Below are 13031 nucleotides of genomic sequence, written 5' to 3'. Positions count from 1 at the left end.
CCTGGGTCCGTAACGCGAACGAAGGAGCGAAGGCGATGAGCTACTCCGTGGGACAGGTCGCCCGTTTCGCCGGAGTCACGGTGCGCACCCTGCACCACTACGACGAGATCGGACTGCTGCGCCCGAGCGGCCGCAGCGGGTCGGGCCACCGGCGGTACGACGACGCCGACCTGGACCGGCTGCAGCAGATCCTGTTCTACAGGGAGCTCGGCTTTCCCCTCGAAGAGGTGGCGGCACTCCTGGACGATCCCGAAGCGGACCCGCAGGCCCACCTGCGGCGGCAGCACGAACTGCTCTCCGCCAGGATCACCAAACTCAAGGAGATGGCCGCCGCCGTGGAACGAGCCATGGAGGCGAAGAAGATGGGCATCAACCTCACGCCCGAGGAGAAGTTCGAGGTCTTCGGGGACTTCGACCCCGACGAGTACGTGGAGGAGACCGAGCAGCGTTGGGGCGGCAGCGACGCGTACGAGGAGTCCCGGCGGCGCACGGCCTCGTACACGAAGGAGGACTGGCTGCGCATCCAGCGCGAGGCCGACGAGATCACCCGCCGCTTCGTGGCGCTGATGGACGCTGGCGAGGAGCCGGAGTCGCAGGCCGCGATGGACGTGGCGGAGGACCACCGCCGGTGGATCTCGAGCAACCACTACACCTGCACGTACGAGATCCACACGGGCCTGGCGGAGATGTATGTCGCCGACGAGCGGTTCACCCGCAACATCGACAAGGCAAGGCCCGGCCTGGCGGCGTACGAGCGGGAGGCGATCCTCGCGAATGCCGTCCGGCACCTCTGAGCTGCACGGGCGGGCGGGGACGATCGAGTGGACCGGGCGAGAGGGACGGGCGGGCGCGGCGACGGCCGGGCACGCCCGTCCTTTCTCACGCCCTGGCGACCTTCACCGCCGTGCCGTACGCACAGACCTCCGTGCCGACGTCCGCGGCCTCCGTCACGTCGAAGCGGAACGCGAGCACCGCGTTCGCCCCCCGTGTCCGGGCCTGCTCGACCAGACGCTCCATGGCCTGGTTGCGGGTCTCCACGAGGGTCTTGGTCAGGCCCTTGAGTTCACCGCCGATCATCGACTTCAGGCCGGACCCGATCTGGCTGCCCAGATGGCGCGAGCGCACCGTCAGGCCGAAGACCTCGCCGATCACCTGTTCCACGTGGAAGCCGGGGAGGTCGTTCGTCGTGACGACCAGCACATCGGCCTGCGGGCCCTGTCCACCGCCGTAATCATCGATTCCCATGGTGAAAGCTTCATGGCCCTGCGTTCACCTCGCATCCGCAGAGGCAGGTGGCACCGGGTGTCCCCCGTGTGCGTTGATAGCTTTGGGCAGCCGACCCTGCCGACGACTACCACCACAGGAGCCCGGACCTCGTGAACACCCTTGCGCTCGGACCGAGCTGGCTCGACCCGGACTACCTGATCACCACGTTCGGGCTGATCGGTGTCCTGGTGATCGTCTTCGCAGAGTCCGGCCTGCTGATCGGGTTCTTCCTGCCCGGCGACTCGCTGCTGTTCACCACGGGCCTGCTGGTGACCACGGGCAAGATCGACATGCCGCTGTGGCTGGTCTGCACGCTGATCGTGCTGGCCGCCGTCATCGGCGACCAGGTCGGTTATCTCTTCGGCCGCAAGGTCGGCCCGGCCCTCTTCAAGCGCCCCGACTCCCGCCTCTTCAAGCAGGAGAACGTGGAGAAGGCGCACGACTTCTTCGAGAAGTACGGCCCGAAGTCCCTGGTCCTGGCCCGCTTCGTGCCCATCGTGCGCACGTTCACGCCGATCATCGCCGGTGTGAGCCGGATGAACTACCGCTCGTTCGTCACGTTCAACATCATCGGCGGCGTCCTGTGGGGCGCCGGCGTCACGCTGCTCGGCGCCGCGCTGGGCAAGGTCGAGTTCGTCCACAAGAACATCGAGGCGATCCTGATCCTGATCGTCCTGATCTCGGTCGTCCCGATCGCGGTCGAGTTCCTGCGGGCCCGCTCCAAGAACAAGAAGTCGGCGGCAGCCGCCGCATCCTCACCGGACGGCGAGATCCCCCCGTCGTCCCGCGGCGGCCGTCACGCCAAGCGCTGACGCCGAGCGCCGGCGAGAAGGCCCTAGAAGCCGCGCGTCCGCTTGGCCGCGCGGCGTCCGCCCGGCGTCTCCTCGCCCGGCAGGGCGCCGGTGACACCCGGCGCCCGCAGGAACAGCCGGGAGATCTCGCCTCCGAGGTTCACACCGATCGCGATGGCCAGCGCCAGGGCGGCCGCCTTGCTCAGCGAGGCGAGACCGGTGTTGAGATTGCCCCGGGCGACCTCCAGCAGCCCGAAGTACGTGGCGCTACCGGGCAGCAGCGGGCCGATCGCGGCCGTCACGTACGGCAGGGCCGACTCGAACCGGAACCGCGAGAGCATCTGACCGAACAGGCCCACAAGGCCTGCGGCGAGCGCGGTCGCGGCCACCGGCGATCCCCCGGCGACGTCCGCGACCGCGCCGTACACCACCCAGGCCACGCCGCCGCTGAAGGTCACCAGAGCCACGGTCCGGCGCTCCTGCTGGAGCATCACCGCGAAGCACAGCGACAGGCCCATCGCCGCGAGGGTCTGGGTGACGGGCCGCGGCACGCTGTGGATCGCGGTCTCCGGACTGAGTCCGGCATCCAGCGCGACTCCGAGATAGAGCACCCCGAGCACGCCGACGACGATGCCGACCACCAGATAGCCGACCTCGAGCAGACGCGCGGCCGCCGTGATGTAGAAGCCGGTCAGACCGTCCTGCACGCCGGCCACGAGCGCACGGCCCGGGATCAGCGCGAACAGTCCACCGGTGATGACCGCGGACGCCCGCAGTTCCAGCGGTGACAGGCTCAGCGCCACCCCCATCGCCGCAGGGGGCATCGCCGCGGCGACGAACTGGTAGAACTCCGGCAGCCCACGCCCGGCGCACAGCCAGGCCAGCCGGTCGCCGAGCATCGCGCTGACCGCGGCGGCGAGGAACACCACCGTGTCGCCGCCGACGAGCACGGAGGCGGAGCCCGCGAGCAGCCCGCCGGCCAGCGTCAGCGCCCAGCCGGGGTAGGGGTGCCGGTTCCGGCGGATCTCGGCGAGGCGCCGGTACGCCTCCTCCAGCGTGACGTCCGACTCCTCGACGCTGATGTCGTGGACCAGCCGGTAGACGGCGGCGAGCCGGGTGTAGTCGGTGCCGCGCCGCCGGACGGTCCGGTTCGCGGTCACCGGGTCGTCCACCAGGGACGGCTGATAGGTGATCGACAGCAGGGTGAAGGTGACCGTCGGCTCGCAGCGGTCCAGCCCGTAGGAGCGGGAGATGGCGAACATGGCCGCCTCGACGTCCTCCGCGCCCTCGCCGCCGGCGAGCAGCAACTCGCCGATACGCAGGGTCAGGTCGAGCACGCGGGGTACGGCCGGACCCGACTCGTCGTGCCGGTGCGGTGTCTCCGGCATCGGCCGTTCGCCCACCGGCATCCGCAGCATCGCCCGCATGCGGTCCTGCCAGGGCGCGTCCTTGGTGAGCCGCACCATCGGGATGCCGTGTGCCGGGGTGAAGGCGGGCGGCGAGGTCCTGGCGCTGTAGGTGCGTGGCGGAGCGAACGCGGAGCCTTCCGGCTCCGCGGGCGGTTCGGGGACCAGACCTTCCGGGACGGCGAACTCGGAACTGGGGTGGTCCTCTTCCGGCGGTTCGGGCTGTTCCACCCCCGCCGGCGGGATGAAGGCGCTGTGCGCCTCGTCGGACTGAGGCTTCCGGTCTTCCGGACCCTCGGGTTCCGCCACCACTCGTGTTCCTCGCTCCCTCTCGTACGGTCCCTTGACCGGCGCTTCTGCCCAGTATGGGCACGGGCATGGGGAGAAACGCGACGCGGGCGGGACACCCGAGGTGTCCCGCCCGCGCCGGCGTACGTCAGCGGTACGGCGTCAGTGCGCGCCGCCCTGCGCCTCGAGGCGCTTGAAGGAGGCCTCGATCTCGGCCTCGGCCTCGGCGCGGCCGACCCAGTCGGCGCCCTCGACGGACTTGCCCGGCTCCAGGTCCTTGTAGACCTCGAAGAAGTGCTGGATCTCCAGGCGGTCGAACTCGGACACGTGGTGGATGTCCCGCAGGTGCTCCACGCGCGGGTCGGAGGCCGGCACGCAGAGCAGCTTGTCGTCGCCGCCCGCCTCGTCCGTCATCCGGAACATGCCGATGGCACGGCACTTGATGAGGCAGCCCGGGAAGGTCGGCTCGTCGAGGATGACCAGCGCGTCGAGCGGGTCGCCGTCCTCGCCGAGGGTGTTCTCGACGAAACCGTAGTCGGCCGGGTAGCTGGTCGAGGTGAAGAGTCGACGGTCAAGGCGGATCCGACCGGTCTCGTGGTCCACCTCGTACTTGTTCCGCGAACCCTTCGGGATCTCGATGGTGACGTCGAACTCCACGGGTGGCTCCTCCATGATCAACACATAGCAAGACGCAGTACTGGTGATTAAGTGTCCCTCACGCACATGTGTGATCGCGAAAGGGGCTGGTGCGAGGTGCCGAAGGTCAGGACGTGGCAGCTCGCAGCAGGTGCTGCCGTGGTCGGCCTCACCCTCTCCGCCGGGGCGGTGGCCGCGGCGGGGCCTTGGGACTCCGGTCAGCGTAAGGCCGAGAAGCACCGGGTGGCGGCCCACGGCCCCACTGGTGGCACACATCACGAAGCGCCCGCACCGAAGCGCCCCGCACCGGCGCCCTCCGCCGCCGCGGTGCTCGAGGCCCTCGGCGGCCCGCGGACCGTCTCCGCCGAGGACCCGGCCCGGGTGGACGGCCTGGCCGGGACGCTCGGCCCGCTGCTCGCCGACTCCGGCCTCGGACCGGCCCCCGCCGTCTGCGTCGTCGACCTCACCACCGGCGAGCGGCTGTACGGGAAGCGGGCCGAGGCCCCGATGGTTCCGGCGTCCACCGTCAAGATCGCCACAGCCGCCGCGGCCCTCACCGCGCTCGGACCGGACCACCGCATCCCCACCACGGTCGTCGCCGCTCCGGACGCCGACACGATCACGCTGGTCGGAGGCGGCGACGCGACCCTCGACCGGGCGCGTCTCGCCGAACTGGCCGACCTGACCGCGAGTGCCCTGCGTGAGCGTGCGGAAGGCGCGAAGAAGGGCGGCAAGGCCGCCACGGTCCGGCTCGTGTACGACGCCTCGCTCTACCAGGGCCCCGTCCTGCATCCCATCGGCCCCAACGACAACATCGCCCCGGTCACCGCCCTCATGGTGGGACAGGGCCGGCTCGACGACCGCACGAGGGGGCCCGCCACCCGCAGCGCCGCCCCGGCGGCCGAGGCGGCCCGGGTCTTCCAGGAGCAGCTCTCCGAACGCGGGATCCGCACCTCGCCGCCCGCCCCCGGGCGCGCGGCGGCCGAGGCGGTCCCTCTTGCGCAGGTCCTCTCCGAGCCCCTGTCGTCCGTCGTCGAGCGGATGCTCACCGACAGCGACAACGACATCGCGGAGTCACTCGCCCGCCAGACCGCCGTCGCCACCGGCGACAAGGCGTCGTTCGCCGGAGCGGAACGGGCCGTGACCAAGCAGCTGCGCCGGCTCCAGCTGCCGCTGGCCGGGACCCGGTTCGCCGACGGCAGCGGGCTGAACCGCCAGGACAAGGTGTCGGCGGCGCTGCTCACGACCGTTCTGGCGCGGGCGGCGGACGCGGCCCACCCCGAGCTGCGGCCGATCCTCACCGGACTGCCCGTCGCCGGCTTCAGCGGCACCCTCGAGGACCGCTACTCCGGCACCTCCGCCGGCACCGGCCTCGTCCGCGCGAAGACGGGCACCCTCACCGGGATCAACTCCCTCGCCGGCACCGTCGTTGACCCGGGCGGCCGACTCCTCGGCTTCGCGTTCCTCGCCGCGGACACACCCTCCCCCTACGAGGCGCAGCCCGCTCTCGACCGGCTGGCGGCCGCCCTGGTGTCCTGACGGCAGGGGGCCCGAACCGGCCGGGGGAACGGATCGGCGGGCGACAACACCTCTCCGCGGCGCGGGCCGAGAACGTACGGTTGACGCATGACGAGCATCGGTGGTGCCGAGATGGTCGACTGGAACCTCGCCGTGGCGACCGCGACCCGCTTCGTGCGGCCGGGTCCCGACGTGAGCCGGGACGAGGCGCGCGCCGTCGTCGCCGAGCTCCGCCGCCACGCCAAGGCCTCGGAGGAGCACGTCCGGGAGTTCACCAGGATGATCCCGGACGGCGCCCGGCCACGGGACACCCCGGTCCTCGTGGTGGACCGGGCCGGCTGGATCAAGGCGAACGTCGCGGGCTTCCGCGAACTGCTGCGCCCGCTGCTGGACAAGATGCAGGATCGTCGCTCCGGCACCCCCGGCGGCGCGGTGCTCGGCGCCGTGGGCGGCAAGGTGACCGGCGTCGAGGTCGGCATGCTGCTGTCGTTCCTGGCCTCGCGGGTGCTGGGACAGTACGAGACCTTCGCGCCGGCCGGCCGCGACCTGCCGGCCGGCGACCCCGCGGAGGGCAACGGCGGCGGACGGCTGCTGCTGGTCGCGCCCAACATCGTCCACGTCGAACGCGAACTGGAAGTGGAACCGCACGACTTCCGGCTCTGGGTCTGCCTCCACGAGGAGACCCACCGGACCCAGTTCACCGGCGTGCCCTGGCTGCGCGACCACCTCGAGGGCGAGATCCAGTCGTTCCTCAGTGAGACCGAGATGGATCCCATGACCGTTCTCGAGCGGTTCCGGGAGGCCGCGCAGTCGCTCGTCGGCGCGCGCCCGGAGGGCGAGCAGGACGAGGACGGCCGCTCCATCGTCGAGATGGTGCAGACCCCCGCCCAGCGCGAGATCCTCGGCCGGCTGACCGCGGTGATGTCCCTCCTGGAGGGCCATGCAGACTTCGTGATGGACGGCGTCGGCCCCGCCGTGGTGCCGTCGGTCGCGGAGATCAGGGAGAAGTTCCAGCAGCGCAGGGCGCGTGGTGCGAGCCGGCTGGACCTCGCGCTGCGCAAGCTGCTGGGGCTCGACGCCAAGCTGCGCCAGTACCGCGACGGTGAGCGCTTCGTGCGGGCCGTGGTGGAGGAGGTGGGGATGGAGGGCTTCAACCGCGTCTGGACCTCACCGAACACGCTCCCCACCAAGGCGGAGATCGCCAAACCGGCGGACTGGGTCGCGAGGGTGCACCGCAAGGGGGAGGGCGCGCCATAGAGGAGAGTCGCGAAAGACAGGCGGGCATCGGCAGAAGGGCGCCCCTCCAATCACCCGTCCGAGGGACCGTGGGCTGTGGATAGGCGTGCAATGCTCGGGTATTGGCTCGGTTCTGTCACCATCGACGCACTCTGAGTGACTGATCTCGGAGTGGCGGTCATTTCCTGTGGCCGTCCTGATCGTCCGACTCGACCGAGTCACCCCACTCCCGAACCGTTCACGAAGGGCACCGGACATGGGTCCCCATCCTGCGGTCGCGGCGATACGCCTGGCGGTCCGCCGCGTACTCCACGACGTACTCACCGACCAGACAGCAAACGCCGCACGCTTCGCTCACTCCGCCCCGGGCCCGGCGCCCGCGAGCGAACCCCCGCTCGTCCTCGTGGCGTGCTCCGGCGGGGCGGACTCCATGGCGCTCGCCTCCGCCCTCGCCTTCGAGGCCCGCAAACTTTCCGTCCGGGCCGGCGGCATCACCGTCGACCACGGCCTTCAGGACGGCTCCGGCATGCGCGCCGCCGAGGTCGCCGCACGCCTCACCGCGATGCGGCTGGACCCGGTCGAGGCCATCGCCGTCCGGGTCGGCCGCGCGGGCGGGCCCGAGGCCGCGGCCCGTGACGCCCGCTACGCCGCTCTGGACGACGCCGCCGAGCGCCACGGGGCCGCTGCCGTGCTGCTCGGCCACACCCGCGACGACCAGGCGGAGACCGTGCTGCTCGGGCTCGCCAGAGGCTCCGGCATCCGCTCGCTGTCCGGGATGGCCGCCGTGTCGGGCACCGCCGGCCGCTACCGCCGGCCCTTCCTCCACATCGACCGGCAGACCGCTCGCAAGGCCTGCATGGTCCAGTCGCTGCCCGTGTGGGACGACCCGCACAACGCCGACCCCGCCTACACCCGCTCCCGGCTGCGCCACGAGGGGCTGCCCGCCCTGGAGAAGGCGCTCGGCAAGGGCGTCGTCGAGGCCCTCGCCCGTACCGCCCAGCTCTCCCGCGACGATGCCGACGCCCTCGACAGCTGGGCCGCCGACGCGGAGGCCACCGTGCGGGACGAGAGCGGCCGGCTGGAATGCGCCAAGCTCTACGTCCTGCCGCCCGCCGTGCGCCGCCGGGTGCTGCGCCGGGCCGTGATCGAGGCCGGGGCTCCCGCAGGATCGCTGTTCGCCCGGCACGTCGAGGAAGTCGACCGCCTCATCACCGGATGGCGCGGTCAGGGCGCCATCAACCTGCCCGGCCGGGTCGAAGCGCGACGCCAGGGTGGCAGACTGGTCATTCGGCAAGGCTGAACCGCCGAGAGAAAGCGACGCGGGTGAACGAGAAGGACATGGGCACCGACCTTCAGTCGGTGCTCATCACCAAGGAAGAGATCGACGCGAAGCTCGTCGAGCTGGCCGCGAAGATCGACGCAGAGTACGCGGGCAAGGACCTGCTCATCGTCGGAGTCCTCAAGGGCGCGGTGATGGTGATGGCGGACCTGGCGCGCGCGCTGTCCACCCCCGTCACGATGGACTGGATGGCGGTGTCCTCGTACGGCGCCGGCACCCAGTCGTCCGGTGTGGTCCGCATCCTCAAGGACCTGGACACCGACATCAAGGGCAAGCACGTCCTGATCGTCGAGGACATCATCGACTCGGGACTGACCCTGTCGTGGCTGCTGTCGAACCTGGGCTCCCGGGAGCCGGCCTCACTCGAGGTCTGCACCCTGCTGCGGAAGCCGGACGCGGCCAAGGTCGCGATCGACGTGAAGTGGATCGGGTTCGACATCCCGAACGAGTTCGTCGTCGGATATGGCCTCGATTACGCGGAGAAGTACCGGAACCTCCCGTTCGTCGGCACACTGGCGCCGCACGTCTACGGAGGCTGAAGCAACGGCACGCCGGGGAACCAAGCCCGCCTTTTCGCCGTTGGAGCAGGGGAAGGCGGTCGTCGGCGTCAATGCTGAGGTACCGTCCGAAGAACAGTTGTCTTTTCTCACAGCAGCATTTACCTACGGGCAGGAGGGACGGGGCGACACCGCCCCGTATGGATGGACGTGAAGCGATACTTCCGTGGGCCGGTCATGTGGATCGTGCTGGCCGTCCTCGCCGTGGTCGTGCTGATGCAGGTCGTCGGCTCGTCCGGTGGCTACAAGACGGTTGACACCGGCGAGGTCGTCCAGGCGATCGACAAGAACCAGGTCAAGCAGGCAAAACTCACCACTGGTGACGAGCAGATCATCAAGATCGAGCTCAAGGAAGACCAGAAGGTCGACAACAGCAGCAAGGTGCAGGCCAGCTACATCGGCACCCAGGGTGCCGACCTGGCCGACAAGCTGCAGGAGAAGTTCCAGGCCGGTGAGATCGAGGACGGTTACACGGTCTCGCCGTCGAAGCAGAGCCCGTTCGTCTCGGTCCTGCTCTCCCTGCTGCCCTTCGTGCTGATCGTCGTGGTCTTCCTGTTCCTGATGAACCAGATGCAGGGCGGCGGCTCCCGAGTCATGAACTTCGGGAAGTCCAAGGCCAAGCTGATCACCAAGGACACCCCGAAGACGACCTTCGCCGACGTGGCGGGGTCCGACGAGGCCGTCGAGGAACTCCACGAGATCAAGGAGTTCCTCCAGGAGCCGGCCAAGTTCCAGGCCGTGGGCGCCAAGATCCCGAAGGGTGTGCTGCTCTACGGCCCGCCCGGTACGGGTAAGACGCTGCTCGCACGCGCCGTCGCAGGCGAGGCGGGCGTCCCGTTCTACTCGATCTCCGGTTCCGACTTCGTCGAGATGTTCGTCGGTGTCGGTGCCTCCCGGGTCCGGGACCTCTTCGAGCAGGCCAAGGCGAACGCCCCGGCGATCGTCTTCGTCGACGAGATCGACGCCGTCGGCCGGCACCGTGGTGCGGGTCTCGGCGGTGGCCACGACGAGCGCGAGCAGACGCTGAACCAGCTGCTCGTCGAGATGGACGGCTTCGACGTGAAGGGCGGCGTCATCCTGATCGCCGCCACCAACCGGCCCGACATCCTCGACCCGGCGCTGCTGCGCCCGGGCCGCTTCGACCGGCAGATCGCGGTCGACCGTCCGGACATGCAGGGCCGTCTGGAGATCCTCAAGGTCCACCAGAAGGGCAAGCCGGTCGCTCCGGACGTGGACCTGGGCGCCGTTGCCCGGCGCACGCCCGGCTTCACCGGCGCCGACCTGTCGAACGTGCTGAACGAAGCCGCGCTCCTGACCGCGCGCGGCGACAAGAAGCTGATCGACAACCACGCGCTGGACGAGGCGATCGACCGTGTCGTGGCGGGCCCGCAGAAGCGGACCCGGATCATGTCCGACAAGGAGAAGAAGATCACCGCGTACCACGAGGGCGGTCACGCCCTGGTCGCGGCGGCTTCACCCAACTCCGATCCGGTCCACAAGATCACGATCCTGTCCCGGGGCCGCGCCCTCGGTTACACGATGGTGCTCCCGGAAGAGGACAAGTACTCGACCACCCGCAACGAGATGCTCGACCAGCTCGCGTACATGCTGGGCGGGCGTGCGGCCGAGGAGCTCGTCTTCCACGACCCGACCACGGGTGCGGCGAACGACATCGAGAAGGCCACCGCCACGGCCCGCGCGATGGTCACGCAGTACGGCATGACCGAGCGGCTGGGCGCGATCAAGTTCGGCGGTGACAACACCGAGCCGTTCCTCGGCCGCGAGATGTCCCACCCGCGCGACTACTCGGAAGAGGTCGCGGCGCTGGTCGACGAAGAGGTCAAGAAGCTCATCGAGACCGCGCACAACGAGGCCTGGGAGATCCTCGTCGAGAACCGCGACGTCCTCGACAACCTGGTCCTCCAGCTGCTGGAGAAGGAGACGCTCGGCAAGGAGGAGATCGCGGAGATCTTCGCGCCGATCGTGAAGCGCCCGGCCCGCCCGGCGTGGACCGGCTCCTCGCGGCGTACGCCTTCCACCCGCCCGCCGGTGCTCTCGCCCAAGGAGCTGGCCCTGACCAACGGAGCCGCGAACGGTGCGCCGTCGGCCTCGGCCACGGCGACTGCGGTGACCGATGTCACCAAGGCGTCCGCCGAGCCGGTCCCGGAGGAGCGTCCGGAGGCCTGACCAGGGCATTCGTCGCCCCAGGGCCACAGGCCCCGGAATGAACGCCGCGCCTCCCAGGTTCTAGCCTGGGAGGCGCGGCGTTTTCGCGCCACGTCAGAGCACAGGAACGAGGCACAGATGACCGACCCGGTGACGCTGGACGGCGAGGGCTATCTCGCCGAGTTCGACGAGAAGCGGGCGGAGAACGCCGTTCGTGAACTGCTCATCGCGGTCGGCGAGGACCCGGACCGCGAGGGGCTGCGTGAGACGCCCGCGCGCGTGGCGCGGGCGTACAGGGAGATATTCGCCGGGCTGTGGCAGCAGCCCGAGGACGTCCTGACGACGACGTTCGACCTCGGCCACGACGAGATGGTGCTCGTCAAGGACATCGAGGTGTACTCCACCTGTGAGCACCACCTGGTCCCCTTCAGGGGCGTGGCGCATGTCGGCTACATCCCGTCCACCAGCGGCAAGATCACCGGCCTTTCCAAGCTGGCCCGGCTGGTGGACGTCTTCGCGCGCCGGCCGCAGGTACAGGAACGGATGACCACTCAGATCGCCGACTCCCTGATGGAGATCCTGGAGCCCCGCGGTGTCATCGTCGTCGTCGAGTGCGAGCACATGTGCATGTCGATGCGCGGCATCCGCAAGCCCGGCGCCAAGACGATCACCTCGGCGGTCCGCGGTCAGCTGCGCGACCCCGCGACGCGGAACGAGGCGATGAGCCTGATCATGGCGCGCTGATCCCACACTCCGGACAAGGCCCGCGTTCTTCGTCAACTTCCCGATGGCAGGCGGGAGTTGCTGCGAGGATCGGTCGTATGACCGAACAACTGCTGCCCACGCGCCGACTCGGTGGCCTCGAGGTCTCCGCCCTCGGCTTCGGCGCGATGGTCCTTTCCCCCGGTGTGTACGGCGAGATCGACGACGAGCGCGGCGAGCGGGCCCTGCTCGCCGCCGTCGACGCCGGCGCCACGTTCATCGACACGTCCGACGGCTACGGAACCGACGGCCACAACGAGCAGCTCATCGGCAGGGCCTTGCGTGGCAGGCGCGACGAGGTCGCCATCGCCACGAAATTCGGATTCCGGCTTCCGAAGGGTGTCGAACCGCATCCGTTCCCCGTCGGCTTCGCCTTCGGCGAGCTGGCCGTCAACGCCGCGCCGGAGCATGTCCGCGGCTACGCGGAAGCGAGCCTGCGCGGCCTCGGCACCGACCGGATCGACCTGTACTACCCGCACTTCCCGGATCCGCAGGTGCCGCTGGAGGACACCGTCGGCGCCGTCGCCGAGCTGATCCAGGACGGCCTCGTCCTGCACCTCGGTCTGTCCAATGTGACCGCCGCCCAGCTGCGCGCCGCGCATGCCGTGCACCCGGTGGCGGCCGTGCAGACCGAGTGGTCGATGTGGCGGCCGATCGACCCGGAGCTGCTGGCGACCGCAAGGGAACTGGGCGTGGGCGTCGTGCCGTGGTCCCCGCTGGGCAGCGGCTTCCTCAGCGGAGCCGTCAGCGAGGTCAAGGAGGGCGACTTCCGGCAGAACGCACCGCGCTTCGCCGCCGCCAACCTCAAGGCCAACAACGACCGCTTCGCCCCGGTCCGCGGCATCGCGGCCGAGCTGTCGATCACGCCCGCCCAGTTGGCGCTGGCGTGGCTGCTGCACCAGGACGAGCACGCGGTCCCGATTCCGGGCAGCCGGACGCCCGCGCACATCGAGGAGAACCTGGCGGCCGGGAGGGTGAAGCTGCCGGGGGAGGTGCTCGAGCGGCTGTCGGCGATCCTGTCGTCCACCGAGGTGGAGGGCGGCACGCTGCTCTGACCGGAGGGCCG

The 13031-nt window shown here is 70.1% G+C and carries 12 protein-coding genes; 9 read left to right on the top strand and 3 right to left on the bottom strand.

Translation table 11 applies throughout. The features are described from left to right. Positions 1–35 precede the first annotated feature (35 nt). A complete protein-coding gene (locus tag ACIPJI_RS31420; RefSeq protein ID WP_402250176.1) occupies positions 36–794 on the top strand; it encodes a MerR family transcriptional regulator in 759 nt (252 codons plus the stop codon). 85 nt (positions 795–879) lie between these two features. Here ACIPJI_RS31420 and ACIPJI_RS31415 read toward each other — a convergent pair whose 3' ends face one another. Further along, a complete protein-coding gene (locus ACIPJI_RS31415; protein ID WP_307707617.1) occupies positions 880–1245 on the bottom strand; it encodes a YbjQ family protein in 366 nt (121 codons plus the stop codon). A gap of 131 nt (positions 1246–1376) precedes the next feature. Here ACIPJI_RS31415 and ACIPJI_RS31410 point away from each other — a divergent pair, with 131 nt between their 5' ends. After that, on the top strand, positions 1377–2078 hold the full coding sequence (locus ACIPJI_RS31410; protein WP_307707618.1) for a DedA family protein: 702 nt from the start codon (positions 1377–1379) through the stop codon (positions 2076–2078). A 23-nt stretch (positions 2079–2101) separates the two neighbouring features. Here ACIPJI_RS31410 and ACIPJI_RS31405 read toward each other — a convergent pair whose 3' ends face one another. Together ACIPJI_RS31405 and ACIPJI_RS31400 are read right to left on the bottom strand one after the other, a co-directional pair. Continuing rightward, positions 2102–3775, bottom strand: a complete 1674-nt coding sequence (locus ACIPJI_RS31405) for a threonine/serine exporter ThrE family protein (protein ID WP_307707619.1) — start codon at positions 3773–3775, stop codon at positions 2102–2104. Positions 3776–3913: 138 nt separating this feature from the next. Further along, positions 3914–4408, bottom strand: a complete 495-nt coding sequence (locus ACIPJI_RS31400; protein ID WP_005314187.1) for an inorganic diphosphatase — start codon at positions 4406–4408, stop codon at positions 3914–3916. A 66-nt stretch (positions 4409–4474) separates the two neighbouring features. Between ACIPJI_RS31400 and dacB the strand changes: the two genes are divergently transcribed. The 7 genes from dacB to ACIPJI_RS31365 all read left to right on the top strand — a co-directional run bounded on the left by dacB (position 4475) and on the right by ACIPJI_RS31365 (position 13020). Beyond that, positions 4475–5926 (top strand): D-alanyl-D-alanine carboxypeptidase/D-alanyl-D-alanine-endopeptidase, encoded by a 1452-nt coding sequence (dacB, locus tag ACIPJI_RS31395; protein ID WP_402250173.1) that lies wholly within the window; start codon positions 4475–4477, stop codon positions 5924–5926. 87 nt (positions 5927–6013) lie between these two features. Further along, entirely contained in the window at positions 6014–7162 is a 1149-nt protein-coding gene (locus ACIPJI_RS31390) for a zinc-dependent metalloprotease (RefSeq protein WP_307707621.1), read from the top strand. A gap of 235 nt (positions 7163–7397) precedes the next feature. Further along, complete coding sequence (gene tilS / locus ACIPJI_RS31385) at positions 7398–8441, top strand: tRNA lysidine(34) synthetase TilS (protein ID WP_356620700.1); 1044 nt, start codon at positions 7398–7400, stop codon at positions 8439–8441. Positions 8442–8479: 38 nt separating this feature from the next. Continuing rightward, positions 8480–9019: a hypoxanthine phosphoribosyltransferase gene (gene hpt / locus ACIPJI_RS31380; RefSeq protein ID WP_159689106.1), complete on the top strand. Its 540-nt coding sequence runs from the start codon at positions 8480–8482 to the stop codon at positions 9017–9019. Between the two features lie 162 nt (positions 9020–9181). Beyond that, the gene (ftsH, locus tag ACIPJI_RS31375) at positions 9182–11224 is read left to right on the top strand and encodes an ATP-dependent zinc metalloprotease FtsH (RefSeq protein ID WP_402250171.1); all 2043 of its coding nucleotides are present in this window, start codon (positions 9182–9184) and stop codon (positions 11222–11224) included. A gap of 117 nt (positions 11225–11341) precedes the next feature. Continuing rightward, on the top strand, positions 11342–11947 hold the full coding sequence (folE, locus tag ACIPJI_RS31370; RefSeq protein ID WP_307707624.1) for a GTP cyclohydrolase I FolE: 606 nt from the start codon (positions 11342–11344) through the stop codon (positions 11945–11947). 77 nt (positions 11948–12024) lie between these two features. Next, positions 12025–13020 (top strand): aldo/keto reductase, encoded by a 996-nt coding sequence (locus tag ACIPJI_RS31365; RefSeq protein ID WP_402250168.1) that lies wholly within the window; start codon positions 12025–12027, stop codon positions 13018–13020. Positions 13021–13031 lie beyond the last annotated feature (11 nt).

Origin of the sequence: Streptomyces sp. NPDC086835 (assembly GCF_044745705.1) — a bacterium.
GTDB lineage: Bacteria > Actinomycetota > Actinomycetes > Streptomycetales > Streptomycetaceae > Streptomyces.
The sequence above is the reverse complement of the archived record's forward strand: the minus strand, read 5'-3'. Positions and strand labels throughout refer to the sequence as shown.